The organism is Rossellomorea sp. GCM10028870 (genome assembly GCF_042666755.1).
Taxonomy (GTDB): domain Bacteria; phylum Bacillota; class Bacilli; order Bacillales; family Bacillaceae_B; genus Rossellomorea.
Genome location: NZ_JBHTGN010000009.1, coordinates 29980 through 56935 on the forward strand (window position 1 = coordinate 29980; position 26956 = coordinate 56935).

General features: G+C 42.1%; 26 protein-coding genes, 2 tRNA genes and 1 rRNA gene. 27 read left to right on the forward strand and 2 right to left on the reverse strand.

The genetic code is table 11. The annotated features are described in order from the left end of the window. The first annotated feature begins 176 nt into the window (after positions 1–176). From ACFQWC_RS22720 to ACFQWC_RS22755, 8 genes are all read left to right on the forward strand, one after another. A complete protein-coding gene (locus ACFQWC_RS22720; RefSeq protein WP_377109143.1) occupies positions 177–1796 on the forward strand; it encodes a putative polysaccharide biosynthesis protein in 1620 nt (539 codons plus the stop codon). Positions 1797–1809: 13 nt separating this feature from the next. Continuing rightward, positions 1810–3270: a bifunctional methyltransferase/pyrophosphohydrolase YabN gene (gene yabN, locus ACFQWC_RS22725; protein ID WP_377109144.1), complete on the forward strand. Its 1461-nt coding sequence runs from the start codon at positions 1810–1812 to the stop codon at positions 3268–3270. Positions 3271–3292: 22 nt separating this feature from the next. Further along, positions 3293–3562, forward strand: coding sequence for an RNA-binding S4 domain-containing protein (locus ACFQWC_RS22730; RefSeq protein ID WP_044340650.1), 270 nt, complete (start codon positions 3293–3295; stop codon positions 3560–3562). Between the two features lie 86 nt (positions 3563–3648). Then, positions 3649–3951 (forward strand): sporulation protein YabP, encoded by a 303-nt coding sequence (yabP, locus tag ACFQWC_RS22735; RefSeq protein ID WP_044340620.1) that lies wholly within the window; start codon positions 3649–3651, stop codon positions 3949–3951. Continuing rightward, positions 3948–4601 (forward strand): spore cortex biosynthesis protein YabQ, encoded by a 654-nt coding sequence (gene yabQ, locus ACFQWC_RS22740; RefSeq protein ID WP_299746325.1) that lies wholly within the window; start codon positions 3948–3950, stop codon positions 4599–4601. Before yabP ends, yabQ begins: the two co-directional genes overlap by 4 nt. 41 nt (positions 4602–4642) lie before the next feature. Beyond that, positions 4643–5032: an FtsB family cell division protein gene (locus tag ACFQWC_RS22745; protein WP_299746322.1), complete on the forward strand. Its 390-nt coding sequence runs from the start codon at positions 4643–4645 to the stop codon at positions 5030–5032. Positions 5033–5106: 74 nt separating this feature from the next. Then, positions 5107–5535, forward strand: coding sequence for a S1 domain-containing RNA-binding protein (locus tag ACFQWC_RS22750; protein WP_044340617.1), 429 nt, complete (start codon positions 5107–5109; stop codon positions 5533–5535). 156 nt (positions 5536–5691) lie between these two features. Continuing rightward, positions 5692–6162, forward strand: coding sequence for a DinB family protein (locus ACFQWC_RS22755; RefSeq protein WP_299746316.1), 471 nt, complete (start codon positions 5692–5694; stop codon positions 6160–6162). A gap of 71 nt (positions 6163–6233) precedes the next feature. On the opposite strand, the gene ACFQWC_RS22760 is transcribed toward ACFQWC_RS22755, so the two are convergent. Both ACFQWC_RS22760 and ACFQWC_RS22765 read right to left on the reverse strand, forming a co-directional pair. Continuing rightward, positions 6234–6305 (reverse strand) — tRNA-Glu (locus ACFQWC_RS22760). An 8-nt stretch (positions 6306–6313) separates the two neighbouring features. Next, a tRNA-Met gene (locus ACFQWC_RS22765) sits at positions 6314–6390 on the reverse strand. Positions 6391–6678: 288 nt separating this feature from the next. On the opposite strand from ACFQWC_RS22765, the gene spoIIE reads away from it, so the two are divergent. The 19 genes from spoIIE to ACFQWC_RS22860 form a co-directional block, all read left to right on the forward strand. Further along, positions 6679–9171, forward strand: a complete 2493-nt coding sequence (gene spoIIE, locus ACFQWC_RS22770; protein ID WP_299746313.1) for a stage II sporulation protein E — start codon at positions 6679–6681, stop codon at positions 9169–9171. A 95-nt stretch (positions 9172–9266) separates the two neighbouring features. Continuing rightward, a complete protein-coding gene (locus ACFQWC_RS22775; RefSeq protein WP_044340612.1) occupies positions 9267–10007 on the forward strand; it encodes a VWA domain-containing protein in 741 nt (246 codons plus the stop codon). After that, complete coding sequence (locus ACFQWC_RS22780; RefSeq protein ID WP_377109156.1) at positions 9976–10983, forward strand: protein kinase domain-containing protein; 1008 nt, start codon at positions 9976–9978, stop codon at positions 10981–10983. The genes ACFQWC_RS22775 and ACFQWC_RS22780 overlap by 32 nt, the downstream gene beginning before the upstream one ends. Positions 10984–11051: 68 nt before the next feature. Next, positions 11052–12458: a tRNA lysidine(34) synthetase TilS gene (gene tilS / locus ACFQWC_RS22785; protein ID WP_377109148.1), complete on the forward strand. Its 1407-nt coding sequence runs from the start codon at positions 11052–11054 to the stop codon at positions 12456–12458. A gap of 3 nt (positions 12459–12461) precedes the next feature. Next, entirely contained in the window at positions 12462–13010 is a 549-nt protein-coding gene (gene hpt, locus ACFQWC_RS22790) for a hypoxanthine phosphoribosyltransferase (protein ID WP_224945544.1), read from the forward strand. 103 nt (positions 13011–13113) lie between these two features. Continuing rightward, positions 13114–15075, forward strand: a complete 1962-nt coding sequence (gene ftsH / locus ACFQWC_RS22795) for an ATP-dependent zinc metalloprotease FtsH (protein WP_299746301.1) — start codon at positions 13114–13116, stop codon at positions 15073–15075. Positions 15076–15926: 851 nt separating this feature from the next. Next, positions 15927–16694: a type III pantothenate kinase gene (locus ACFQWC_RS22800; RefSeq protein WP_172655809.1), complete on the forward strand. Its 768-nt coding sequence runs from the start codon at positions 15927–15929 to the stop codon at positions 16692–16694. A 20-nt stretch (positions 16695–16714) separates the two neighbouring features. Then, positions 16715–17596, forward strand: a complete 882-nt coding sequence (gene hslO, locus ACFQWC_RS22805) for an Hsp33 family molecular chaperone HslO (RefSeq protein WP_299746296.1) — start codon at positions 16715–16717, stop codon at positions 17594–17596. A gap of 25 nt (positions 17597–17621) precedes the next feature. Further along, entirely contained in the window at positions 17622–18503 is an 882-nt protein-coding gene (locus tag ACFQWC_RS22810; RefSeq protein ID WP_377109151.1) for a peptidyl-prolyl cis-trans isomerase, read from the forward strand. Positions 18504–18826: 323 nt separating this feature from the next. Next, the gene (gene cysK, locus ACFQWC_RS22815) at positions 18827–19756 is read left to right on the forward strand and encodes a cysteine synthase A (protein ID WP_299746290.1); all 930 of its coding nucleotides are present in this window, start codon (positions 18827–18829) and stop codon (positions 19754–19756) included. Positions 19757–19942: 186 nt separating this feature from the next. After that, positions 19943–21346 (forward strand): aminodeoxychorismate synthase, component I, encoded by a 1404-nt coding sequence (gene pabB / locus ACFQWC_RS22820; protein WP_299746287.1) that lies wholly within the window; start codon positions 19943–19945, stop codon positions 21344–21346. Further along, positions 21343–21930, forward strand: coding sequence for an aminodeoxychorismate/anthranilate synthase component II (gene pabA / locus ACFQWC_RS22825; RefSeq protein ID WP_299746284.1), 588 nt, complete (start codon positions 21343–21345; stop codon positions 21928–21930). The genes pabB and pabA overlap by 4 nt, the downstream gene beginning before the upstream one ends. After that, positions 21931–22788, forward strand: a complete 858-nt coding sequence (gene pabC / locus ACFQWC_RS22830) for an aminodeoxychorismate lyase (RefSeq protein ID WP_299746281.1) — start codon at positions 21931–21933, stop codon at positions 22786–22788. It abuts the gene before it with no gap. Between the two features lie 16 nt (positions 22789–22804). After that, positions 22805–23626: a dihydropteroate synthase gene (gene folP, locus ACFQWC_RS22835; RefSeq protein WP_377109154.1), complete on the forward strand. Its 822-nt coding sequence runs from the start codon at positions 22805–22807 to the stop codon at positions 23624–23626. Further along, positions 23619–23978 carry a dihydroneopterin aldolase gene (gene folB / locus ACFQWC_RS22840; protein ID WP_299746275.1) on the forward strand — a complete coding sequence of 120 codons (360 nt, stop codon included), beginning with the start codon at positions 23619–23621 and terminating at the stop codon, positions 23976–23978. Before folP ends, folB begins: the two co-directional genes overlap by 8 nt. A 1-nt stretch (position 23979) precedes the next feature. Next, entirely contained in the window at positions 23980–24504 is a 525-nt protein-coding gene (gene folK, locus ACFQWC_RS22845) for a 2-amino-4-hydroxy-6-hydroxymethyldihydropteridine diphosphokinase (protein ID WP_341357228.1), read from the forward strand. Beyond that, positions 24456–24680 carry a helix-turn-helix domain-containing protein gene (locus ACFQWC_RS22850; RefSeq protein ID WP_299746269.1) on the forward strand — a complete coding sequence of 75 codons (225 nt, stop codon included), beginning with the start codon at positions 24456–24458 and terminating at the stop codon, positions 24678–24680. Before folK ends, ACFQWC_RS22850 begins: the two co-directional genes overlap by 49 nt. 238 nt (positions 24681–24918) lie before the next feature. Then, positions 24919–26415: a lysine--tRNA ligase gene (lysS, locus tag ACFQWC_RS22855; RefSeq protein WP_299746442.1), complete on the forward strand. Its 1497-nt coding sequence runs from the start codon at positions 24919–24921 to the stop codon at positions 26413–26415. A gap of 433 nt (positions 26416–26848) precedes the next feature. After that, positions 26849–26956: ribosomal RNA gene (locus ACFQWC_RS22860) — 16S ribosomal RNA — on the forward strand; the annotation flags it as partial.

A 26956-nucleotide genomic window follows, 5' to 3' on the forward strand; every position in this document is an offset into this window, starting at 1 on the left:
CCTTAAGGAGTGGCACATAGCCGCTCTTCTTTTTTGTTTTGGGCTGTTAAACGATGCTAGTGGAGAAAACAGACAGCTCTTTATGGTAAAATGACCAGTACATAAATGATTTTTTCTCTGTCTGATCAGACACTTCAGAGCATTGAAAAAGTGGTACAGAAAGGCAGGAAAACTGGTTGAGTAAGAAATACTCCTCCAATCAATTTTTGAAGGGGGCAATGGTATTAACGGTTGCCGCACTAGTGACGAAGATATTAAGTGCTGTATATCGAGTGCCGTTTCAAAATATTGTTAGTGATATTGGTTTTTATATCTATCAGCAGGTGTATCCCTTTTACGGAATTGCCATTGCATTATCCACCTATGGATTCCCTGTGATCATCTCGAAGTTAGTAGCCGAGAAATTAGAATATGAAGATGAAGAAGGGGCGAAGAATATAGTTGTCACCTCCTTCCTGTTTCTATGTCTTGTTGGAATAAGCTGGTTTCTTCTCGTTTACTTTGGTGCGGGGGTCATTGCCGATTGGATGGGAGATCCACTCCTTAAACCGTTGATTCAAGTCATTTCTTTATCCTTTCTATTGTTAGCTCCCCTTTCTGTTATGAGGGGATACTATCAAGGAAGAGAAGATATGGTGCCAACCGCCGTTTCGCAGGTGACGGAGCAGACGATAAGAGTGACGACAATTCTTGTTTTTTCCACGATATTGATATCTCAAGGATATTCCCTGTATATCACAGGGAACGGAGCGCTATTCGGTTCGATAACCGGTGGTCTTGGAGGCTTGCTGGTTTTACTTTTCTTTGTGTCTGCACGGAAGGAGAAGCTGTTTTCACGTAAATCCCTTAGATTGCCAGAAGATTACTTATATATTTGGTCACGATTGTTAAAGAATGGAACCGCCATTTGTGTAAGTGCCATGCTGCTGGTCCTTCTTCAGTTTGTTGATTCCTTGAATGTATATTCCCTCTTAACCTCATCAGGTATGGAAGCGGAAACGGCGAAAACCTGGAAAGGGATTTATGACCGGGGACAACCCTTTGTCCAGCTGGGTACGGTAGTGGCGACCTCCATTTCCCTGACCATTGTCCCATTGGTGACAAGTGCCTATCTGAAACAGAAAGATGATTTAGTGAGGGAGTACAGTCAGCTATCCCTTAAAATTAGCATTACCATCGGATTTGCTGCAACCTTGGGAATCATTAATATCATGGTTCCCACCAATACGATGTTATTTGAAAATGCCCTCGGCTCAAAGGTCATAGCCGTTTTTTGTGTATCGATTTTCTTTAGCTGTCTTATTCTTACGTTTGCAGGTATTTTCCAAGGAATCGGAAAAATCTATTTTCCTGCGTTCTGTATTATGATGGGCATTCTTTTAAAATATATCGGCAACGCCTATCTCGTTCCTGTCATGGGGATCATGGGGGCGTCCATCGCGACTGTTGCTTCTTTAACTGTTATTGCCGGAATGATGATCGGGAAGCTAAGAAGGTTATTCCCTATTCGGTTTTTCCCCTTTTCTTTCTACAAAACATTACTTCTTAGCGGTGGATCCATGACCATCGGGTTACAGGTGTTATTGCGGATTTATGATACACTTTTAGACAAAGGAATGCCTGAACGGGAGCTTTCCGTCCTCTTTTCTTTAGGAGGGGTTTGTATCGGTGGCATGATCTTTCTGATCGTATTTTTAAGAGGGAATGTCCTCACAAGAGAAGAAATCAGTTTCTTGCCATTTGGGAGTAAATGGGTTTGGTTGATGAATAAAGCACAACCAATGAATAAAAAGTAGCGAGGAGATCAATATGCATACAATAACAATTGTGGGTTTAGGTGCAGGAGATATCGAACAACTCCCTTTAGGAGTATACCGATTAATAAAGAGTAGCTCTCATCTATATTTACGTACGAAGGAGCATCCAGTCGTAAAGGATTTAACAGCTGAAGGAGTCGAGTTTCAATCCTTCGATGCTGTATATGAAAAGCATGAACAATTCGACCACGTGTATGAAGAAATTGTACGTGAGTTGGTTAGGGAATCTGAACAGCATCCACTCGTCTATGCCGTTCCGGGTCATCCCTTAGTGGCTGAAAAAGCTGTTCAAATGCTTCTTGACCTACAGAAAGAAGGGAAGATCCAGGTGTCGATCGGCGGGGGGCAGAGCTTCATTGATGCTTTGTTCGCTTCAGTCGGAGCGGATCCCATAGATGGCTTTCAGCTATTGGACGGTACCAGCTTAAAGCTTCACGATATACATATGAATCAACAGCTGATTATCGGACAGGTGTATGATGCTTTCGTTGCTTCTGAGGTGAAGATTACCTTGATGGAACTCTATCCGTATGATTATGAAGTGATGCTCGTGACAGCGGCTGGCAGCAAGGAAGAGAAGGTGGAAAGAATCCCGCTGGTGGAACTTGATCGTGTGGCCCACCTCAGTAATGTAACAAGCTTATATGTCCCGGCAGTGAAAGAAATGGAATCTACTTATAAGCAATATACTACATTAAGAGAAATCATTTCGACACTAAGGGGACCTGATGGGTGTCCGTGGGATAAAGAGCAAACTCATCATTCCCTCAAGAAATACTTACTCGAAGAAACGTACGAATTACTGGAAGCCATTGAAGAAGAGGATATTGAGCATATGATTGAAGAACTGGGGGATGTCCTGCTCCAGGTCATGCTTCATGCCCAAATAGGTGAGGATGAAGGAATGTTCACGATGGAGGAAGTGATTGAAAGTCTTGCTTCCAAAATGGTCCGAAGACACCCTCATGTATTCGGTTCGGTTCAAGTAGAAAATACGGAACAAGTGAAAGCGAACTGGGATGAAATCAAGAAGCAAGAAAAGTCGGATGAACATGAACCGATGCTTAAGAACGTTGCCAAAGGAATGCCGGCTCTCATGAAGGCATACGAATACCAGAAAAAAGCCGCAAAAGTAGGATTTGATTGGCCAGACCCACAAGGTGCCTGGGAAAAAGTATGGGAAGAATTAAAGGAATTTGAAAACGAGGTCGAGAATAATAGTGAAAACCATATCAAAAAAGAATTTGGAGATATTTTATTCGCGCTGATCAATGTGGCCAGATTCTATAAGATATTTCCAGAGGAAGCCCTGGCTATGACCAATACTAAATTTTATCGCCGCTTCTCTTATGTGGAAGAGCAGGTTTTGAAAACGGGGAAGAGCTTCGATGAATTTACACTAGAAGAATTAGACCAATTTTGGAACGAAGCCAAAAAGATGAATATCGAATAAGGGGAAATGTATAATGGTATCCATGAGATTAGATAAATTTTTAAAAGTATCAAGACTGATAAAAAGAAGAACGATGGCGAAAGAAATTGCCGATCAGGGCCGTATAACAGTGAATGGACTGCAAGCAAAAGCGAGCTCTAACGTGAAAGTCGGAGACGAATTAAGCGTGAGGTTTGGTCAAAAGATTATGAGGGTAAAGATAGAAAGGCTACTTGAAACGACCAAAAAAGAAGAAGCGAGTGGACTTTATTCCGTTCTTTCAGAAGAAAGAGTTCAAGAAGAAACGGAGTAAGGATTACATAGTCAGAGGTTCTATTTTCCTCCCGAAAACATAAACATAGTTACAAAGCTTGTACTATGGGAATGTGAGGGATGGATATGAATCAATATTATGATGGGAACAAAGATAAAACCACTTTTCAAGAGCATGACGTTATGATGAGAGGCCGCAAGCTTCTTGATATCACGGGTGTTAAACAAGTGGAAAGCTTCGATAATGAAGAGTTTCTCCTCGAAACCGTGATGGGCTTTTTGTCTGTCAGAGGCCAAAATCTTCAAATGAAAAATTTAGACGTGGACAAAGGCATTGTCTCCATTAAAGGAAAGGTGTTTGATCTCGTTTACCTGGATGAACAAAATGGGGAGAAGGCTAAAGGCTTCTTTAGCAAGCTGTTTCGATGACACTCTCAATCCAGTTCTATACCATGCTTTCCATGATCGGTATGGGAGCTTTATTTGGTGCGACATTGGATACTTACAATCGTTTCTTAAACCGGTCAGAAAGAAAACGGTGGCTTGTATTCCTAAACGACATTATGTTTTGGATATTGCAAGCCCTGTCTATCTTTTACATTTTATTTGTCGTCAATTTTGGTGAGATTCGATTTTATATTTTCATTGCTTTGCTGTGTGGCTTTGCTGGTTATCAAGCTCTCATCAAGCAGTTTTATCTTGCCTTTTTGGAACGACTGATCTTATTTTTTATCTCCCTTTATAATTTTGCTGTGCAAATGGTGAAAAAATTAATCTATTCACCGATAAAATGGATAATCGTGCTTCTCATTACAATGGTTTTATCTGTAGGAAAAGGGCTCTTATCCGTCATAATCTTCCTTTTAAAGGTAATCTGGAGGGTATTGCATTGGGCGATTAAGCTCGTAACTGCTCCAATATGGTGGATATTAAAGGGTATTTGGAATTTATTGCCGAAAAATCTTACAAAAAGAGTCGAGAAGTTATATAATAAACTGGCAGGGATTTTTAAAGCGTATATCAAAAAAGTATATAGAGTGGTAGAAAAGTTTAACAAGAAACCTAAAGATAAAGAATAGGGCACGGCTTTGCCACTCCATATTGTAAAGGAGGTTTGGGAATGAGAAAAAACGTGACACCAATGGAAAATGAATATGTCCGTCATCAGGAGCATATGCATAAATCGTCTTCTAAGAGAAAAAAGCGTTTGGTCCGTCGATTAGCAGTTTTTTTTGTTTTAGTTTTGGCAATTAGTGGATTTTTAGTTTCGACTCTCATTTCCAGAGCCCAAGTTTTAGAAGATAAACGTACTGAAAAAGCACAATTAGAAAAAAAGTTAGAACATCTTAAAGATAAGCAAACCGCGTTGGAAGAAGAGATTGTGAAGCTTAACGACGATGAATATATAGCCAAACTGGCGCGCCGGGATTACTTTTTATCAGATGATGGTGAGATTATTTTCAACATACCTGAACCAGATAAAGAGAAAGAAGAAGAGGTGTCTTATTGACACTCTTTTTTTTAATTGGCTATAATATATAATAAGGTTTATCTTTTATCATTTTAAGGAGGAGCATTTCTTTTATGTCAATCGAAGTAGGCAGCAAGTTACAGGGTAAGGTAACAGGTATTACAAATTTTGGAGCGTTCGTGGAATTATCGGAAGGTTCAACAGGTTTAGTTCACATTAGTGAAGTTGCAGACAACTATGTTAAGGATATTAACGAGCACCTTAAAGTTGGCGACGAAGTAACGGTTAAGGTTATTAATGTTGAGAAAGATGGAAAGATCGGTTTGTCCATCCGAAAAGCGAAAGAGCAACCACAACGCCCGCAGCGCCCTCAGCGTCCTCAACGCCCGCGTAGTAATAATAACAAACAGAACGACACACGCACTAAAGAGAGTTTCGAACAAAAGATGGCACGTTTCTTGAAAGACAGTGAGGATCGTTTATCATCTTTAAAGAAGAATACTGAGTCTCGTCGTGGTGGAAGAGGGGCGAAAAAAGGTTAACTTGCTGTCTATTAACTCATATAGCAGGTTGTGAACGGAAAACAGGCATACTCATTATGATGAGTGTGCCTGTTTTTTTTATATTGTGGAGACAGGAAAATGACATGCCCCCATCGAATTAATATAGTCTTAACTAACTTTATGGAGGCAGCCATTATGAAAAAAGAACAGATAATCGATCATCATGAATCGTTTAAGCTGTGGCTTAATGAATTGAAAAAGATAAATGATAACGAGTGGTTTCAGCCAATGGAGGAAAGCAAATGGTCGATTGCTGCAAATGTTTCTCACATGATCAAATGGGACCAATATTCCTTAGAAGAGCTTCTTCCAAATATTTCAGAAGGAGCGCAGCTGTCTCCCTTTCCGGATTTTCAACGTTTTAATGGAGAAGCTGAAAAATATGCTCATGACGTGGTCAATAAGGAAGCTTTGATTGAAGAGGGTATCAAAACACGCGATTCAATTATAGCTTATGTAAATAGCTTATCAGATGATGATTTACAACTTTCGTTCTCGGTAGGAGATCAAAGCTTTACACTTGAAGAGTTTTTTGAAGATTTTATCGGTCATGATAAACATCACCAGGAGCAAGTTGAAGAAGTGGTGTCTGCCGAAAAAGCCTGATTTGCACATTCATACGAAAAGAACTTGAATATAAAAAAAAGACTATCATAACTGATAGTCTTTTTTTACTATGACCCGTACGGGATTCGAACCCGTGTTACCGCCGTGAAAGGGCGGTGTCTTAACCGCTTGACCAACGGGCCTCAAAATATGGTAGCGGCGGAGGGGATCGAACCCCCGACCTCACGGGTATGAACCGTACGCTCTAGCCAGCTGAGCTACACCGCCATATTGTATGCACCTTTTAGGCACAAAATCTATGATACATAGAAAGAATTATCTTGTCAATATACTCTCGTAAAGAATTTGTCAAAATTCCCTTAAGTCTAGTTGCATAAGCGTTTAAGACGAAAAAAGCAGTAAGGGATAGTGAATGAGACGAGAATATTCTGAATATTTTACCGGAATCCATAGAAAGTCGTCGAAACTTTCTTGGTGTGTATTCCCTCATTTTGACAAAGTTTTAAGCTTGTACCATTTATACTGAACAAAAAAGAAATGGGGAGTGTTTCATACATGGGGAAAGCCGATCAGTCGATCATCGAACCAGTTCAGAACGTGGACATTGAACACACTAGGGTGGAGCTATCCAAGGGAATTAAGTCTATTTATTCGAAGCTTTCGTGGCTATTCGTAGAAAAGGGGATCGCCTTATTCGTTATCGGATTTTTATTGGGGAGAGCGTTAATCCTTTCCCACTTAACGCCGTTTGCATTACCGTTCTTTGCCGCTGTTTACATTATCCGAAGAGAAAAATCTCCCATTGCACTAATCGGATTGCTTGCAGGAGCTCTTACCTTATCTCTTCCTAGTATCAGTTATACGTTTGTCAGTGCGATAATATTCCTATTAGCGTTTCGATTATCACAGAAATATCACAAGAACAATTTGAGAGTCGTCGCTTTTTATGTCTTCTTCACTGTCATGGCAGCGAAGCTTTCATTCGATTATATCCAGCAAGGACAAGCCCTGACGGTTTACAACGGAGTAATGGCTTTGATAGAAGCGAGCCTTGCTTTTCTGTTAACGTATATTTTCATTCAAAGTGTGCCCCTTGTAACCGTTCAGCGTAGAAGGAAGTCGCTGAAAACAGAAGAAGTGGTCAGTCTGATCATTCTATTAGCATCTATTATGACAGGTACGATCGGATGGTCTGTATATAATCTGTCTGTGGAACATGTGTTATCAAGATACTTAGTGCTGCTGTTTTCCTTTATAGCAGGGGCTACAGTGGGCTCCACAGTAGGGGTTGTCACTGGGCTTGTTTTCAGTTTAGCGAACGTTTCCAGCTTTTATCAAATGAGCTTGCTTGCTTTCTCGGGGCTTCTGGGCGGACTTATGAAAGAAGGAAAGAAATTCGGAGCAGCAATCGGTTTGTTAATCGCTACTTTACTAATGGGGATGTACGGAGAAACAGATACGGTCATAACGAAAACCTTATATGAATCGGGGGTAGCGATTTTACTCTTATTTTTAACCCCTCAAAGTTTAACGTCTAAAATTGCCAAGCATATTCCTGGGACTGCCGAATACCAGCAGGAACAACAGGGATACATGCGAAGGGTGAGAGATGTGACCGCTAACAGGGTCACGCAGTTTTCCTCGGTGTTTCAAGCTTTGTCCAATAGTTTTCAACAAATAGAAGACCGATTTGAAGAGGAGGAAGATAAAGAGTTCGATTATTTCTTAAGCAATGTGACAGAGAAAACGTGTCAAACCTGTTTTAAGAAAGATCAATGCTGGGCTCGGAATTTTGATAAAACCTACAATCTGATGAAAGATGTGATGACCGAGTATGATCAGGGACGTGTCCCCTTGTCACAAAAACTTGCTAGAGAAGTAGAGAAGCATTGTACGAGAGAGAAAAAGCTGAAAGAGACGATTTATCAGGAGTTGACCTTCTATCAAGCCAATTTAAAATTAAAGAAGCAGGTCCAGGAAAGCAGGAAGCTGGTCGCTGATCAATTACTGGGAGTATCCGAGGTAATGGGGAACTTCGCAAAAGAAATTCAAAGAGAGAGGGAGAATCATCATATTCAGGAAGAACAAATCTTATCGAGTATCGGAGAGTTTGGAATCGAGATTGAAAGCATTGAAATCTATAACCTGGAACAGGGGAATGTTGATATAGATATGACCATGCCTTATTGCGGGGGACATGGAGAGGGTGAAAAGCTGATTGCCCCGATGTTATCGGATATTTTAGGTGAAAATATCATTGTTCAAAAGGAGGAGTGTGCTCAATTTCCGAACGGTCAATGTCATGTGACCTTCCAATCTGCCAAGAAATTTGTAGTGGATACCGGAGCTTCTCATGCAGCGAAAGGGGGAGGGCTGGTATCAGGAGACAGCTACTCGATGATTGAATTAGGAAGGGGGAAATATGCTGTTGCGATTAGTGACGGAATGGGAAATGGAGAACGGGCTCACTATGAAAGTAATGAAACCCTGAGACTTTTGAAAAAAATACTGGAATCCGGGATTGAAGAACAGGTGGCGATCAAATCCATCAACTCGATTCTATCTCTAAGAACGAATGATGAAATTTTCTCTACATTGGATTTAGCCATGATCGATCTGCAGAATGCGTCATCGAGGTTCTTGAAAATCGGTTCAACCCCGAGTTTCATTAAGCGGGGAGATAAAATCATAAAGGTAGAGGCAAGCAATTTACCAATGGGGATGCTTCAGCAGGATTTCGATGTGGATGTCGTGTCTGAGCAGTTAAAAGCAGGAGACCTTCTCATTATGATGAGTGATGGCGCCTTTGAAGGCCCGAAACATGTAGAAAATTATGACCTCTGGATGAAGAGGAAAATAAAGGAACTTGAAACCGAGGAACCACAAGAAGTGGCCGATATTCTAATGGAGGAAGTGATCAGGTCGAGCTCCGGATTAATAGAAGACGATATGACCATTGTGGTTTCGAAAATCAAACATAATATACCGAAATGGTCCTCTATCCCTGTGCAAAAACCGAAAACGAAAGATAAAAAAAGGATTTCGTAGGACGAATATTTCCCTTGAAAAATAGTTAACTAGAGTATAATTTCCTCCTCACTCGGCGAAGATGATAACAACTTTAGAATGAGGAGGGGAGTCTGATGAAGCCAGGTACACTTCGTCAAATTCTATTAATTACGGATGGTTGTTCGAATCAAGGGGAAGATCCAATTGCGATGGCGGCCCTTGCGAAGGAGCAAGGAATTTCAGTTAACGTAATTGGTGTCATGGATAATGATGTGATAGATGATAACGGAATGCAGGAAATTGAAGGAATTGCTCTATCAGGGGGTGGAGTAAGTCAGATTGTATATGCTCAACAACTTTCTCAAACCGTGCAAATGGTTACACGTAAAGCGATGACACAAACCTTGCAGGGGGTTGTGAATAAAGAGCTGAAACAAATCCTCGGTAAATCCGCATCCATGGAGGAGCTTCCTCCAGAACAACGTGGAGAGGTCATGGAGGTTGTCGATGAATTAGGGGAGTCAGTTGATATGGAAGTGTTGATTCTTGTCGATACGTCTGCAAGTATGAAACATAAGCTTCCCACAGTTAAGGAAGCTCTATTAGACCTTTCATTAAGCCTGAATGCTAGAATGGGTGATAATAAATTTTCCGTCTTTGTATTTCCCGGGAAACGACAAGATGTCGAAAAATTGCTAGATTGGACACCGAAACTTGAAACATTAACGAGTATATTCTCTAAATTGTCTCCAGGTGGAATTACTCCAACAGGTCCAGCGATCTCAGAAGCTATCACACACTTTAAGAAAAAACGTTCATTAAGGGGATTGCTCTCTCGTGGCGATGATGAACAATACTTCGAAGAAACCATTTGATTTTCCCCCTGGAACAGTTATAAGAGGAAAGTGGTATAAGCACATCTACACCATTGTAAAAGAATTAGGGTATGGTGCGAACGGTATTGTGTACCTTGTACAAGGATCGTCAGGATACCAGGCATTAAAGATGAGTGACAGTAATGTATCTATTACCTCTGAAGTCAATGTTTTAAAGTCTTTCTCAAAGGTCCAAGGTGCTCCCCTTGGGCCAAAGCTTCTTGATGTGGACGATTGGGAGTATCGGGGACAGAAAATACATTATTACGTGATGGAATATATTCAAGGTACTGACTTGCTGTCATTTGTTCAATCGAAAGGATTTTCGTGGGCAGGTGTACTCATTGCTCAAATCCTGACAGACCTAGAGCGAATTCATAAGGAAGGGTGGGTCTTTGGGGATTTAAAACCTGAAAACTTGATCGTCACAGGCCCTCCTTACCGAATTCGCTGTATTGATGTTGGGGGAACGACTATCAATGGACGGGCAATCAAAGAGTTTACGGAGTTTTTTGATAGAGGATATTGGGTAGGAGGTTCACGGAGAGCGGAACCTTCATATGATCTTTTCTCTGTAGGTATGATCCTCATTAATTTAGCCTACCCTGGGCGTTTCACCAAGTCAGGAAACGGGAATATGCAACAATTAAGGGAAGCGATAGGTTCCAAAGATCAATTGAAGAAGTTTGAAGGGTCGATTCTGGATGCGTTGGAAGGAAAATTTCAATCTGCAAGTGATATGAGAGTCAGCCTCCTGAATGGACTTTCTCACTCTCAACCAGTACAGCAGCCCAAACCGAAACCTAAAGTCAAAAGACCTGTTCCAACGAATTCTCATGTAAGTTCATCACCTTCGCATACAAGCAGATATCAAAATCACCGAAATAAAAAGTCAAGTCACTTTCTTGAGACTGTGCTCGTGGTGATGATTGTTTCGTTATTATATGTTTTGTATATTTATGGAGAATTGATGTAGCTTAAGAGTGTGAGATTTCAGCAGATATTGATACAATGGGGAAAATGGTTTTAGGAAGAGGAAGCGTTATGTTAGAACATACTACAAAAGAGTTTATTCACGATCATGGGCTTATTGAAGAGGGAGATCGAATTGTTGTGGCTGTGTCTGGAGGCCCTGATTCCTTAGCGCTTCTCCATTTTCTCGATGCGAACCGTAATGAGTGGGGAGTAGAAGTGATCGCTGCTCATCTTGATCATATGTTTCGAGGAGAAGAGTCCTATCAAGAGCTTTTGTTCGTAGAAGAATTCTGCAGAAGTCGACATATCCCTTTTTACGGTGAACGAATGGATGTGTCAACTGAAATGGAGAAGATGAATGGAAGCCTACAGGAAAAGGCCCGACACATTCGTTATGAATTCCTGGGGAATGTAATGGAAGATGTATCAGCTACCAAATTGGCCCTCGGTCACCATGGGGATGATCAGGTAGAAACCATCTTAATGAAGATGACAAGGGGAGCGTCGGGAGCCGGCAGAGCGGGAATTCCAATCAAGCGCCCTTTTTCTACAGGAGAGATAATCCGGCCCTTCCTCTCGATCACCAAGAAGGAAATCGAAGGCTATTGTGAGAGATACGACCTTTCTCCGAGGAGGGATCCCAGCAATCAGAAGGAAGATTATACGAGGAACCGATTCCGAAAAAAGGTTCTGCCGTTCTTAAAGAATGAAAACCCTCATGTTCATCTTCAATTCCAACGATTTAGTGAAGAATTGGAAGAAGATGAGGCATTTTTAGAGGAATTAACAAGGAATAAGTTGAATAAGGTATGGAATAGCACTGGAGATTTCTCATCTTTAAATATCGAAGGTTTTCTTGCAATGGCTCAGCCTTTACAAAGAAGAGGGATTAATCTAATATTAAACTATCTTTACAAACTTAGACCATCTTCCTTATCGTCTATACATATTTACGATGTATTGGGTATATTAAAAGGAAAAACGCCTAATGCCAGCCTGGATTTACCGAAAGGGCTTAAGGTAACAAGGGCGTATCATACATGTTATTTTCACTTTGGAGAATTAGCGTTAACCGAATCTCCTTATTGTTACGGGATACAGGTGAATGAAACGCTTGAACTTAAAGGTGGATATCAGTTCCGTCTCCATTGTTCTTCCTCGTTAGCAGAGGATCTTACCGGCGATAGGATCTACCTGGATCCGGACGAGGTCACTCTACCTTTATATGTGCGTACGAGAAAGAGCGGAGATCGAATGAAAGTGAAGGGTTTGGAAGGCTCAAAGAAGCTTAAGACACTCTTTATTGACGAAAAAGTTCCTGTACACCTCCGTGACGGATGGCCTATTGTAGTGGACGCAGATAATCACATACTTTGGGTACCGGGAATGAAAAAGTCTATTTACGATTTGGGAGAAGAGCAAGAAAATAGTTTAGTACTACAATTTAAGAGCAATCATCTTCTAGGAGGCAGTTGAACATTGTTAAATCAAGATATTGAGAAAGTGTTAATTTCAGAAGAAGAACTTCAAGAAAAGATTAAAGCATTAGGTGCACAATTAACAGAGGAGTATCAAGATCGATTTCCTTTGGCAATTGGAGTTTTAAAAGGCGCGATGCCATTCATGGCGGACCTTTGTAAACGTATGGATACACATATGGAAATGGACTTCATGGATGTATCCAGCTACGGAAACTCTACTGTCTCTTCAGGAGAAGTAAAGATTGTGAAAGATTTAGACACGAAAGTGGAAGGACGGGATATCCTGATCATTGAAGATATTATCGACAGTGGTTTAACACTAAGCTACTTAGTGGAACTATTCCGTTATCGCAAAGCAAAATCCATCAGCATTGTCACGCTTCTTGACAAGCCATCTGGACGCAAAGCAGATATCAAAGCGGACTATGTAGGCTTTATTGTTCCTGACGAATTCGTTGTCGGGTATGGCCTGGATTACGCAGAAAGATACCGTAATCTACCGTATATCGGTGTTTTAAAACCAAGAGTGTATACAACAGGAGAATAAGTATATTCTAAAGAGGAATCTTGTAAGTGCAATTTGTTGTAATGCCATGATTTTCTATGATACTATTTTACTTAGTTTGTTTACCCGTGGGAGGAGGTAAGGGATGAACCGGATCTTTCGAAACACCATATTCTATTTACTAGTCTTTTTAGTGATTATAGGTGTGGTGAGTTATTTCAGTAATAACAACGAGCCAACCAAAAATATCGAGTACAGTACGTTTATTAATAACCTTGAAGAGGGAGACGTTTCTTCTTTTTCAATTCAGCCTGGCAGAGGCGTTTATGAAGTGAAAGGACAGATGGAAGGGGCTAAAGAAGGAGAGTACTTCTTAACCTATGTCCTTACCACAGATGGAAAGTTAATGGAGAAGATCAATACGGCAGCATCAGAGCAAGGAATTGATGTGGAAGTATTACAAGCCAAAGAAACAAGCGGCTGGGTATCTTTCTTTACGACGATCATTCCATTTGTCATTATCTTTATTCTGTTCTTCTTCTTACTTAACCAAGCTCAAGGCGGCGGCAGCCGTGTCATGAACTTTGGGAAAAGTAAAGCAAAGCTATACAGCGAAGAGAAGAAGAAAGTCCGCTTTAAAGATGTAGCGGGAGCAGATGAAGAGAAGCAAGAACTTGTAGAGGTAGTGGAATTCTTAAAGGATCCACGCAAATTCTCTGAAGTGGGTGCCCGTATTCCAAAGGGTGTCCTTCTAGTGGGACCTCCAGGTACAGGTAAAACCTTACTTGCACGAGCAGTGGCTGGAGAAGCAGGAGTTCCTTTCTTCTCAATCAGTGGTTCCGACTTCGTTGAAATGTTTGTCGGTGTCGGTGCATCTCGTGTACGTGATTTATTCGAAAATGCAAAGAAGAATGCACCTTGTATCATTTTCATTGATGAAATTGATGCAGTCGGTCGTCAACGTGGAGCAGGTTTAGGTGGAGGTCACGATGAGCGTGAACAAACCCTTAACCAGTTACTAGTCGAAATGGATGGTTTTGGCGCTAACGAAGGTATCATCATCGTCGCTGCAACAAACCGACCAGACATTCTGGATCCTGCATTGTTACGTCCAGGTCGTTTCGACCGTCAGATTACAGTTGATCGTCCTGACCTTAAAGGACGTGAAGCGGTTCTTAAAGTTCATGCACATAATAAACCGCTTGATGAATCTGTCGATTTAAAAGCAATTGCCATGAGAACACCAGGTTTCTCTGGAGCTGATTTAGAAAACCTTCTAAACGAAGCAGCGCTTGTGGCAGCCCGTGAGGATAAGAAGAAAATCGATATGCGCGATATTGATGAAGCAACAGACCGTGTCATTGCCGGTCCTGCGAAGAAGAGCCGCGTCATATCTGAAAAAGAACGTAAAATCGTGGCATTCCACGAAGCGGGTCATACCGTTATTGGATTAGTCCTTGATGAAGCAGATATGGTACATAAGGTGACCATCGTTCCTCGTGGGCAAGCAGGCGGATATGCCGTTATGCTTCCGAAAGAAGATCGTTACTTTATGACGAAGCCTGAGCTTCTTGATAAGATTACCGGTTTACTTGGTGGTCGTGTAGCAGAGGAAATCATCTTCGGTGATGTCTCAACTGGTGCCCATAATGACTTCCAACGTGCAACTGGAATTGCCCGTAAAATGGTCACTGAATATGGTATGAGTGATAAGCTTGGACCGCTTCAGTTTGGTCAATCTCAAGGCGGTCAAGTGTTCTTGGGACGCGACATCAATAGTGAGCAAAATTATTCAGATGCCATCGCTTACGAAATCGACTTAGAAATGCAGCGTCTAATTAAAGAAAGCTATGAGAGAGCGAAGCGAATTCTTACTGAAAATCGCGACAAGCTTGAACTCATTGCGAAAACATTATTAGACATTGAAACATTGGATGCAGCGCAAATCAAGCATTTAATGGATCATGGTAAATTACCGGAACGTACGTATGAATCCGATCAGGATAACAGCGACGTGAAAGTAAATATCCAAAAGAAAAATGAAGAAACGGTGATCGAGGAAGATACAGCTTCAAAAGAAGACGATTCTAACTCTGATCGTACGTAAATAGAGGGGATGCATCCAGTAATGGGTGCATCCTTTTTGTTGTGGTAGACTGGCTTCCACTGCAGGACGATTCATGATTGGTTAATATGTTGCTTTGGAAAGGATTGTAAAACGGCTGGATTATTTCCTGTTTCGGCCGGATTTTCGATTAAAACGGCCGGATTATGGCGTAAAATGGCTGGATTTTCTCAACGAGTATCCCGAAACAGCACCTTATGGCAGAGTTTTTCTTGGATTTCATCACCCAAAATCGGATTATAAGCTCAATATGCGTGTTTGCTACAAGATAATGCTCTAAAATGCAAAATACAGAATATTTAACCGTAACTAGATGGAGCTAGCGAATCCCCTTGCTAAACATATTCGCCTTATGCTTGTCGGGTCTAACCAAGCCGGTTCCGCTTTTGTCTCATCTAGCTCCACCGGCTAGCCCCTCGAGGTCATAAGATAAATAGTCCAAGAAGGCAAAGAACGCCTTCCCGGCCCATTCATCTTATGCTTGTCGGGTCTAACCAAGCCGGTTCCGCTTTTGTCTCATCTAGCTCCACCGGCTAGCCCCTCGAGGTGATAAGATAAATGGTCCAAGAAGGCAAAGAACGCCTTCCCGGCCCATTCATCTTATGCTTGTCGGGTCTAACCAAGCCGGTTCCGCTTTTGTCTCATCTAGCTCCACCGGCTAGCCCCTCGAGGTCATAAGATAAATGGTCCAAGAATGCAAAGAACGCCTTCCCGGCCCATTCATCTTATGCTTGTCGGGTCTGACCAAGCCGGTTCCGCTTTTGTACCTATTCTAAATAAATTATGGTATGATGTTGGCAGTGTGAAAACAATTGGCTTAGTAGGTGAGGATATTGATTTTTGTAATGGATGTAGGGAATACCAATATTGTATTTGGTGTATATGAAAATGACCATTTAAAATATCATTGGAGAGCTGAAACGAATCGACATAAAACGGAAGATGAGTTTGGGATGCTTGTGAAGAATCTGTTCGAGCATGTGAAGCTGACGTTTGACGAGATTGACGGAATCATTATTTCCTCAGTTGTTCCTCCAATTATGTTTAGTTTGGAACGTATGTGTGAGAAATATTTTAATATTACTCCGCTCGTCGTTGGGCCTGGTATTAAAACCGGTTTAAATATCAAGTATGAAAATCCAAGGGAAGTCGGAGCGGATCGAATTGTAAATGCTGTCGCTGGTATTCATGAATACGGTGGTCCTCTCATTATTGTTGATTTCGGTACAGCGACGACGTATTGCTATATCAATGAGGAAAGACAATATATGGGTGGAGCGATTGCACCTGGAATAGGTATTTCAACGGAAGCCCTGTACTCAAAGGCGGCTAAATTGCCAAGGATCGAAATTGCCCGTCCTGAACATATTATTGGAAAGAATACCGTAACGGCTATGCAAGCAGGTATTCTCTATGGATATGTTGGACAAGTAGAAGGTATCGTTCAAAGAATGAAAGCACAAAGTAAGAAGGAACCAACGGTCATAGCAACTGGAGGATTAGCGACATTGATTTCTAAAGAATCCAACAGCATTGACGTAGTAGATCCTTTCCTGACATTAAAAGGATTAAAATTAATCTACAAGAGAAACATGAACTAAAGTGAAAGGAGCTTCAACCCATGAGCGACTATTTAGTAAAAGCGTTAGCCTATAATGGCCAGGTACGTGCTTATGCAGTGAAAAGCACGGATACAGTAGGAGAAGCACAAAGAAGACATGGAACATGGCCAACTGCATCAGCAGCATTAGGCAGAAGCATTAGTGCCGGAGTCATGATGGGGGCTATGCTTAAAGGAGACAATAAATTAACGATCAAAGTGGAAGGTGGAGGCCCGATCGGCGCCATTCTTGTGGACAGTAATGCAAAAGGAGAGGTCAGGGGATATGTGACCAACCCACATGTACACTTTGATTTAAACGAGCACGGGAAGCTTGATGTCCGTCGTGCTGTAGGTACAACAGGAACATTATCGATTGTAAAAGATATAGGCATGAGAGATCATTTCTCTGGTCAGGTTCCGATTGTTTCAGGAGAACTTGGAGAAGACTTCACATATTATTTCGTCACTTCTGAACAGGTACCTTCTTCTGTAGGGGTTGGTGTGTTAGTGAACCCTGATAATTCGATCCTTGCAGCAGGCGGGTTCATTCTGCAGCTTATGCCGGGAACGGATGAAGAAACGATTACGAAGATTGAAGAGCGCTTAGCTAAAATCCCTCCAATCTCGAAGTTAATCGAAAAGGGCCTCACCCCTGAAGAGGTATTAGAAGAAGTACTTGGAAAAGGGGAAGTCAAAGTACTTGAAACGCTTCCTGTGGCATTTAAATGTCAGTGCAATAAAGAACGTTTTTCAAATGCCATCATCAGCTTAGGGGAGCAAGAAATTCAAGAAATGATCGATGAAGATGGAAGTGCAGAAGCAAGCTGTCACTTCTGTAACGAAACCTATGTATTTTCTAAAGAAGAATTAGAAGAACTGAAAGCAAACGCTAAGCAGTAAATCGTATCCAGGGAGAATGGGAGAAATGAGAATTAAACGGTCTGTACTCATGGTTTTGGTTGGGGTACTACTTGTCACAAACATCATTACACTCGTGTGGGATCGCTCTTCCGGGGCGAGTGGAACTCCTGAAGTAGTGGCAACGGTTGGTGGAGAGTCAGTAACCCGGGAGGACTGGTTGTATTCCCTTGAGCAAAAACATGGTAAGGAAGAGCTAAAGGCCCTGATCAATCAGCAAGTGATCGACCATTTAGCGAAGAAATATGATATCTCCGTTTCGGAAAAAGAAGTAGAGCAGGAACACTATCTCATACAGTCTGTTTATAATGCTTACGATGAAGAAAATCTTGAAGATGAAGATTCACTAAAGGCTCAAATCAGATCTGAATTATTATTAGAGGAGCTCCTCACTAAGGATGTCCAAGTACCTGAAAAAGAGTTAAAGAGCTTTTATAATCAAAACGAGCATCTGTATTCTATTTCTAAAATGTATAAGCTGAAGCAGTTGAAGGTGGCTGATCAATCAGAAGCAGCTCAAGCATTGGAAGAACTCGAAGCTGGCTCGGACTTTGAAGCATTAGCCATGGAGCGTTCAATCGATGAGCAAAGTGCTCATTTAGGGGGGGACATCGGGTATGTTCCTCTGGATGGAGATTTCCTATCTTCAGAAGCCTCAGAAGAAATAGAGCCTCTCTCACCAGGTGAATGGACAAAACCGGTTCGAGAGGATTCAGAGTACGTTATTTATTATGTAGACGATGTTTTGAAAGAAAGACATTTTTCATTCAAAGACGTAAAATCTCAAATTCGGAGACAAATTGCTTTAGAGCAAGTAGAGACACCACTGCAGCCCGAGTCCTTTTGGGAAGAGGTTGAAGTGGACTGGTTTTACGGAAAACAGAATTAGAGGGGGCTGGCCTTTTAAAGGTCAGCTTCTTTTTACATAGAGAAAAGCTTTTTAACGTAACATAGGATAAAAGAAATGTGCATACATATAACCTAGGGTGGAGGTAATTTGGCCAGGTCCTACAAGCATTTGGAAAGCTCGAGGGATTGACCGGGAAGTTGAATAATACACCTATCCAATATGCACAACACTTACCCCGATCCGGGCCCTTTAGAGTGAACAGGGCCAACCCCCGCTTATACTTATTAATTGACAAATATATTGAATATTGTTACATTTTTATAAAACCAACAAATTTACTTGGGATTAGGAGTGATAGATGAATGGTAAGAGTAGCCAATTCAATTTCGGAATTAATAGGTCAGACTCCAGTGGTGAAACTGAATCGATTAGTAGATGAAAATAGTGCGGATGTTTACTTGAAATTAGAATATATGAACCCGGGCAGCTCTGTAAAAGATCGTATCGCATTGGCGATGATTGAAGCAGGTGAAGCCGCAGGTACGATTAAACCTGGGGATACGATTGTTGAGCCGACGAGTGGGAACACGGGTATCGGTTTAGCGATGGTGGCTGCGGCAAAAGGGTACCGTGCCCTACTTGTCATGCCTGACACAATGAGTATGGAGCGACGCAACCTGTTACGTGCTTACGGCGCAGAATTAGTATTAACGCCAGGAGCAGAAGGTATGGGAGGGGCCATTCGCAAAGCTGAAGAGTTATCGAAAGAAAAAGGCTATTTCATGCCGCAGCAATTTAAAAATACAGCCAATCCGAAAGTACATCGGGAAACAACCGGACCTGAGATCGTCGAGCAAATGGGCGATCAGCTAGATGCCTTCATTGCCGGGATTGGAACAGGTGGTACGATTACAGGTGTGGGGGAAGTGCTGAAGAAGCATTATCCATCCATTGATCTGTATGCGGTGGAGCCGTCAGATTCGCCTGTATTATCAGGGGGTAAACCTGGTCCTCATAAAATCCAAGGAATCGGTGCTGGATTTATCCCTGAGATCTTAGATACGAGTGTATATAATCATGTTATTCAAGTTGAAAAAGATTCGGCCTTCGACTATGCAAGGAGAGCTGCTAAAGAAGAGGGGATCCTGGGCGGGATTTCTTCTGGAGCAGCCATCTATGCAGCCATTGAAGTGGCGAAAAAGTTAGGAAAGGGTAAGAAAGTACTGGCAATCATCCCTAGTAATGGAGAACGCTATTTAAGTACTCCTCTTTACCAATTTGATGAAGAATAATAAAGATGTGTCGGATCCTGAAGTGAAATCTTCAGGATCCGTTTTTTTTGATCTGTTAGAAGATTAATAGTAAAAGCACCTTCAAAATCCATCATCCCATTACATAATTTCAAGTTTTTAACGATGAAACCTTCCCAAAGTTCATGTATCATGAAAATAGATAAAGATTAGGAGTGTGAGGGGTCAGTGCAGCACCTATATTTTCATAAAAACCATTCAACCAAAGAACAATTTTTTGCAGCATACGAACAACTTAGTCAACATCAGCCACATCATATTTTGTTAGAAAGTGGACGGGGTGGACGATATAGCGTTGCTGGACTACAACCTGATGTAATTTTACAAAGTGTCCCTGATGGGTTGCTCATACAAAGCTCTTCCGGAGTTGAAACGATAAATGGAGATCCGTTGATTTTGTTGGAAAGGTGGATGAATCCCCTTCGGACGAAAAGAAGAGAGGATCTCCCTGATTTCCAAGGGGGCGTGATCGGGTTCCTTAGTTATGATTATGCAAGAAAGATTGAGAGGCTCCCCGCTTTGGGGCGTGATGACCTGGAGATTCCGGACCTTTATTTCTACTACCTGGAGGAATGGGTAGTCTTCGATCATCAGGAAAATATTTTGTGGACGATGATTCTTTCCGATAAAGAACCGGAATCGGCTGAGAAGAATCTTGCCAAATGGACATCCATTTGGACAGAAGCCCTGTCCCCGATTAATGAGGATGCAGAAGATCCTGTACATCATGAGACGGCGAGCATTGAGGTATCCATGGATGAGGAAGAATTCTCAGTGGCCGTAAAACAAATTCAATCCTATATATCTCAAGGTGATGTTTTTCAGGTGAATTTATCTGTCCGACAATCTCAAGAGTTGAAGGCTAAGCCCTACACGGTTTATAAAATGCTTCGGGAATTAAACCCCTCCCCTTACATGAGTTATATTCAAAGCCCGGACTTTCAGATTGTCTCAGGATCACCGGAATTACTAGTAAAGAAAAAAGGAACGGAAGTAAGCACAAGACCAATTGCAGGCACACGCTCGCGTGGAAAAGATGCTGAAGAGGATGAGAAACTTGCTTTTGAGCTGATCAACAACGAAAAAGAAAGAGCAGAGCATGTGATGCTTGTGGACCTGGAACGAAATGACCTGGGCAGGGTGTGCCAATACGGGACAGTTGAAGTGAATGAGTTCATGGTCATCGAAAAATACTCCCACGTCATGCACATCGTTTCGAATGTAAGAGGAACACTAGATGAAACCAAAACGGGAGCGGATTTAATTCGATCTGTTTTTCCTGGTGGAACCATTACGGGAGCTCCTAAAGTGAGAACGATGGAGATCATTGAAGAGCTAGAACCGGTCAGAAGAGGGATTTACACAGGGTCCATTGGCTGGATTGGCGTCAATGGTGATATGGAATTGAATATCGTCATTCGGACGATGCTTGTGAAAGATGGAAAAGCGCATATTCAAGCGGGTGCGGGAGTCGTAATTGATTCTAACCCTAAGTATGAATATAAAGAATCCTTGAAGAAAGCGAAAGCCCTTTGGGTAGCGAAAGCCCGGGCGGAAGGAGAAACCCTATGATTCTCATGGTTGATAACTACGATTCATTCACCTATAATCTTGTGCAATTTTTAGGAGAGTTAGGGGAAGAGCTGGTCGTGAAACGAAATGACGAGATCACATTAGATGAGATTGAGGCATTGTCTCCCGATTACCTGATGATTTCTCCGGGACCGTGCAGTCCAAATGAAGCGGGTGTGAGCCTCGAGGCGATCCGGGCCTTTGCCGGAAAGATTCCGATTTTCGGCGTTTGCCTGGGTCACCAATCGATTGCCCAGGTTTTCGGAGGGGATGTTGTTCGTGCTGAACGGTTAATGCACGGAAAAGTCTCACCGATGATCCATGACGGGAAAACCATTTTCAAAGACATGCCCAATCCTTTCAAGGCAACAAGATACCATTCCCTGATCGTTAAAAGAGAAACCCTTCCTGAATGCTTTGACATTTCAGCCGAAACGGAAGAAGGGGAGATTATGGGGATCCGTCATAAACAGCTGCCGATCGAAGGGGTGCAGTTCCATCCCGAATCCATCATGACGGAACAAGGGAAACAGCTGCTCCTTAACTTTTTAACGACCTATAAAAAAATCGAGATGGTTTTATAAATGTACTTATATCTTAATGGAGAAATCGTTCATGCATCAGAGGCGGTCATTTCCCCATTCGATCACGGGTATTTATATGGATTGGGCGTGTTTGAGACCTTTCGGACGTATGAGGGTCATCCTTTTTTGCTAAAGGATCATTTGAAGAGGCTTTCTCATGGATTAAAGGAATTGAATATTGCAGCAGACCTGGATGAAGAGAAGATCAGGAATGCAATAACAACCCTTTTAGATAAAAATGGCTTGAAGGATGCATATTGCCGGTTCAACATCTCCGGTGGGGCCGGGGAGATAGGTTTACAAACGACCCCCTATGAGGATGCGACGGTGATCCTTTTTCAAAAGGAATTGCCTCCTTCTCTGCCATTAAAAGAAAAAGAAGGTGTGCTGCTTCAGTTAAGAAGAAACACACCGGAGACAGGGGAACGATTGAAATCCCATCATTACCTGAACAATATGGCGGCAAAACGGGAAATTGGACCATCTCCTCACCGGGAAGGGATATTCCTTACAAAGGAAGGCTATCTGTGTGAAGGGATAACCTCCAATCTTTTCTGGGTAAAAAATGCAGAATTGTATACACCAGCTGTAGGGACCGGGCTCTTAAACGGGATAACGCGTCAGTTCATCCTTGCCCTGGCGGATCGAATGCAGATGCCGGTCCGGGAAGGGATGTTCGGGAAAGAGCAATTACTGAATGCCCATGAGGTTTTCTTTACGAATTCTGTGCAAGAGATCATACCGGTAAACAGAATCGACTCTGTGAATTTCCCCGGCCGAAATGGAGAGTATTCAAGGTTGCTTCATGATCAGTACAGCAAGTATACAGGACAGTTGAATTCAATTGAGGAATTATAGCAGGGGGAGTCGTGCAATGAAATGCGGGAAATACGAACTTAATTTTTCAGAGAAAACCCTTATTATGGGGATTTTAAATATCACACCTGATTCATTCTCGGACGGTGGTTCGTTCAATGAATTGGACCGGGCTGTAGAGCGTGCGAAAGAAATGGTAGAGATGGGTGCGGATATTATAGATATAGGGGGAGAGTCCACTCGGCCAGGGCACCAAATCGTAGCGGCTGAAGAAGAAATTTCTAGGGTCGTGCCGATTATAGAGGCGATCTCCAGGGAAGTGAAAGTACCAATATCCATCGACACGTATAAGGCAGCGACGGCACGAAAAGCGCTGGAAGCAGGTGCAAGCATCATTAACGATGTATGGGGCGCGAAAAAGGATCCTGAAATGGCCCAAGTAGCGGCGGAAACGGGAGCCCCGATTATTCTCATGCATAACCGGGATAACCAGGATTACAGCCACTTCGTTCGGGATGCGATACAAGATCTGCAGGAAAGCATCTTCCTAGTGAAAGAAGCAGGGGTGAAAGACGATCAAATCATCCTGGATCCTGGAATCGGGTTTGCAAAAACAGTACAATTTAACATAGAGATGATGAGACACTTGGATGTTCTTGTTTCACTAGGATATCCTGTGCTCCTGGGGACGTCACGGAAGTCTATCATTGGGCATGTTCTTGATCTGCCCGTAGAGGAACGGATGGAAGGCACGGGAGCGACGGTATGCTACGGGATTCAAAAAGGCTGCCACATCGTGAGGGTTCATGATGTAAAAGAAATGGCACGCATGGCGAAGATGATGGATGCCCTCGTTGGAAAGGAGAAAATGTATGGATAAGATTCTATTGAACGAAATGGAGTTCTACGGCTATCATGGTGTGTTTCAAGAAGAGAACAAACTTGGACAACGTTTTCGTGTTAGTGTAGAGTTGCATTTAGATTTAAGGAAGTCCGGTCAAAGTGATCAGCTTGAGGACTCCGTAAACTATGCGGAGATCTATTCTATCACGAAAACTGTAGTTGAGGGAGAACCGAAGAATTTAGTGGAAGCGGTCGCTGAAGACATCTCTTCCCGGATCTTAGAAGCATTCCAAGTCGTAGAGAGCTGTAAAATAACACTAATCAAGCCTGATCCACCTATTCCTGGACATTACCAATCGGTGGCGGTGGAGATTAATAGGAGTCGATAGGATGAATACTGCATACATTTCCCTTGGTTCCAATATGGGAGACAGGGCGGGTTATTTAGAAAAAGCCATAAACATCTTAGGCAGTCATGGTAAGATAGAGGTAACGAAACAATCCTCTATGTATGAAACAGACCCAGTAGGATTTACAGAACAAGGTAAATTTTTGAATATGGTCATCGGAATTCGTACCAGTCTAAGTCCAGAAACTCTATTACATCAGTGCTTGCAGGTGGAAATCGACCTTGGAAGAGAAAGGGAGTTCAAATGGGGTCCTCGAATAATAGACCTTGATATTTTACTCTATGATCAAGAAAATATTGAATCAGAGAATCTCCTCATTCCTCACCCAAGGATGCAAGAAAGAGCATTTGTGTTAATCCCGTTAGTAGAGGTTGCTCCACATATAGAGCATCCGTCTTTTAATGCCCCGTTCGTTGAATTTCTGGACGAAATACCTGACAAAGAAGGAGTTCGGTTATGGAAACAGATAAATGGGGAAGACGCATTCGTGCATTCAGAAAGTTAAAAGGGTATACTCAGGAAGGTTTGGCCAAGGAACTTTCCATCTCTGTTTCGGTCCTTGGAGAAGTGGAAAGAGGCAGTCGGATACCGAAAGAAGATTTCTTAGTGAATGTTGCAGAAGTGTTGAACATACCAATACATGAGCTGATCCCTCATGAAGAATCTGAACGTAGTGAGTGAATGCCGGTTAATTCACCTGTATATCCTTTTATGTTATTCTAGAAAAGGCTGGAACCAATTCGTGACACTGTCACCAGGTTGGATCGGCCTTTTTTAGATTTTTTTCATCTCTTTTTAACCCGCTAAAGTACGTTTCTGAAATAACTCATACTTTAGGGGTGTTACAAACATAGATATTGTGTAAAATAGTATGGTATATAATCGTATTAGTCTAGTAAAGCAAGTAGATAGAATAGGAGTGAAACACATGAGTCACGAAGAAATCAATGACCAGCTTCGAGTAAGACGTGAAAAAATGGAATCAATCCGTGATAAGGGACTTGATCCATTCGGTAAACGCTATGATCGTACACACAGTTCATCCGAGATCAAATCTCAATTCGATGAATTTTCTAAAGAAGAACTAGAAGAGAAAGACATCACTGTAACCATTGCAGGTCGTATCATGACTAAGCGTGGAAAAGGGAAAGCGGGATTTGCCCACCTGCAGGACTTAGCTGGACAAGTCCAAATCTATGTTCGTAAAGATGCGATCGGTGAAGAAGCATACGAACTATTCAATACAGCAGACCTCGGAGATATCGTAGGGATTACGGGTACAATATTTAAAACAAAAGTGGGAGAGCTTTCAGTAAAAGCGAAAGAATTCCACCTTCTAACCAAAGCACTGCGCCCGTTGCCTGAGAAGTTCCACGGATTAAAAGACGTTGAGCAGCGCTATCGTCAACGTTACCTGGATCTAATCACAAGCCAGGAAAGCAAAGAGACGTTCATCGCCCGCAGCCGTATCATCCAATCCATGAGAAGATATCTGGACAATAACGGTTACTTAGAAGTAGAAACACCAATGATGCATGCCATCGCAGGGGGAGCATCTGCCCGTCCTTTCAATACACATCACAACGCACTTGATATGCCTTTATTCATGCGTATCGCGATTGAGCTTCACCTAAAGCGCTTGATCGTCGGTGGACTTGAGAAAGTATACGAAATCGGACGTGTATTCCGTAACGAAGGTGTGTCTACAAGACATAACCCTGAGTTCACGATGATCGAGCTTTACGAAGCATACGCAGATTACCGTGATATCATGGCTCTTACTGAAAATCTTGTAGCTCATATTGCGAAGGAAGTATTCGGTTCTACTACGGTTCAGTATGCAGACTATGAAATAAACCTGGAGCCGGAGTGGACTCGCCTTCACATGGTTGACGCGGTTAAAGAACAGACTGGTGTGGATTTCTGGAAAGAAATGTCCGATGAAGAAGCGCGTGCCCTTGCGAAAGAACACGGCATCGAAATCAAAGACAATATGCAATATGGTCATGTGGTAAATGAATTCTTCGAACAAAAAGTAGAAGATAAACTTATCCAGCCTACGTTCATTTATGGTCACCCGGTGGAAATTTCTCCACTTGCCAAGAAGAACGATGAAGATCCACGATTCACAGATCGTTTTGAGTTATTCATCGTAGGACGTGAACACGCGAATGCCTTCACGGAGCTTAATGATCCAATCGATCAAAGGGAGCGTTTTGAAGCGCAACTGAAAGAAAGAGAAGAAGGAAACGACGAAGCCCACATGATGGATAATGATTTCATCGAGGCTCTTGAATATGGTATGCCGCCAACAGGTGGCCTTGGTATCGGTATCGACAGACTTGTTATGCTGTTAACCAACTCTCCATCTATTCGGGACGTTTTATTGTTCCCATTAATGCGTCATCGTGATTAATCTCGTATTCAGAACAGCAGAGGCTTAGTGCCTCTGCTGTTTTTGTTGAATGATAACTATATGTAAGAAAGATAATAATTTGGTGAAGCAATGATGTTAATTATCTTTTGGGTCTAATGGCACCTTTTATATTACGGTATAAAGAATGAATTGAATGCCTTTTGTCTTATGTGAAATATATAATGAAAAACATTAGAAAAATCTCTTGCGCCCAAATATGGAAGGTGGTATAGTATTATCTGTTGCCGCAAAAAGGCGATAACTTAATAAAAACTTTTTAAAAAAAGTTATTGACTTAAACGAGTCGATAATGTAATATTTAAAGGGTCGCTTCAAACGGAAGCACTTACACATTGAACCTTGAAAACTGAACAAAACAAGACAATACGTCAACGTTAATTCTAGATTTATTTGTAAAGAGCTATTCAAACTTTTATCGGAGAGTTTGATCCTGGCTCAGGACGAACGCTGGCGGCGTGCCTAATACATGCAAGTCGAGCGGATTGATGGGAGCTTGCTCCCATCAGTCAGCGGCGGACGG

What these genes read in the sequence shown, in the direction of transcription:
- folB (WP_299746275.1), top strand. Translation starts at nt 23,619, where the DNA reads ATGGATAAGATTCTATTGAACGAAATGGAGTTCTACGGCTATCATGGT.
- cysK (WP_299746290.1), top strand. Translation starts at nt 18,827, where the DNA reads ATGGTAAGAGTAGCCAATTCAATTTCGGAATTAATAGGTCAGACTCCA.
- yabN (WP_377109144.1), top strand. Translation starts at nt 1,810, where the DNA reads ATGCATACAATAACAATTGTGGGTTTAGGTGCAGGAGATATCGAACAA.
- yabP (WP_044340620.1), top strand. Translation starts at nt 3,649, where the DNA reads ATGAATCAATATTATGATGGGAACAAAGATAAAACCACTTTTCAAGAG.
- pabA (WP_299746284.1), top strand. Translation starts at nt 21,343, where the DNA reads ATGATTCTCATGGTTGATAACTACGATTCATTCACCTATAATCTTGTG.
- ACFQWC_RS22755 (WP_299746316.1), top strand. Translation starts at nt 5,692, where the DNA reads ATGAAAAAAGAACAGATAATCGATCATCATGAATCGTTTAAGCTGTGG.
- ACFQWC_RS22850 (WP_299746269.1), top strand. Translation starts at nt 24,456, where the DNA reads ATGGAAACAGATAAATGGGGAAGACGCATTCGTGCATTCAGAAAGTTA.
- ACFQWC_RS22810 (WP_377109151.1), top strand. Translation starts at nt 17,622, where the DNA reads ATGAGAATTAAACGGTCTGTACTCATGGTTTTGGTTGGGGTACTACTT.
- ACFQWC_RS22775 (WP_044340612.1), top strand. Translation starts at nt 9,267, where the DNA reads ATGAAGCCAGGTACACTTCGTCAAATTCTATTAATTACGGATGGTTGT.
- spoIIE (WP_299746313.1), top strand. Translation starts at nt 6,679, where the DNA reads ATGGGGAAAGCCGATCAGTCGATCATCGAACCAGTTCAGAACGTGGAC.
- folK (WP_341357228.1), top strand. Translation starts at nt 23,980, where the DNA reads ATGAATACTGCATACATTTCCCTTGGTTCCAATATGGGAGACAGGGCG.
- ACFQWC_RS22745 (WP_299746322.1), top strand. Translation starts at nt 4,643, where the DNA reads ATGAGAAAAAACGTGACACCAATGGAAAATGAATATGTCCGTCATCAG.
- hslO (WP_299746296.1), top strand. Translation starts at nt 16,715, where the DNA reads ATGAGCGACTATTTAGTAAAAGCGTTAGCCTATAATGGCCAGGTACGT.
- yabQ (WP_299746325.1), top strand. Translation starts at nt 3,948, where the DNA reads ATGACACTCTCAATCCAGTTCTATACCATGCTTTCCATGATCGGTATG.
- ACFQWC_RS22750 (WP_044340617.1), top strand. Translation starts at nt 5,107, where the DNA reads ATGTCAATCGAAGTAGGCAGCAAGTTACAGGGTAAGGTAACAGGTATT.
- ftsH (WP_299746301.1), top strand. Translation starts at nt 13,114, where the DNA reads ATGAACCGGATCTTTCGAAACACCATATTCTATTTACTAGTCTTTTTA.
- ACFQWC_RS22730 (WP_044340650.1), top strand. Translation starts at nt 3,293, where the DNA reads ATGAGATTAGATAAATTTTTAAAAGTATCAAGACTGATAAAAAGAAGA.
- folP (WP_377109154.1), top strand. Translation starts at nt 22,805, where the DNA reads ATGAAATGCGGGAAATACGAACTTAATTTTTCAGAGAAAACCCTTATT.
- tilS (WP_377109148.1), top strand. Translation starts at nt 11,052, where the DNA reads ATGTTAGAACATACTACAAAAGAGTTTATTCACGATCATGGGCTTATT.
- ACFQWC_RS22780 (WP_377109156.1), top strand. Translation starts at nt 9,976, where the DNA reads ATGATGAACAATACTTCGAAGAAACCATTTGATTTTCCCCCTGGAACA.
- pabC (WP_299746281.1), top strand. Translation starts at nt 21,931, where the DNA reads ATGTACTTATATCTTAATGGAGAAATCGTTCATGCATCAGAGGCGGTC.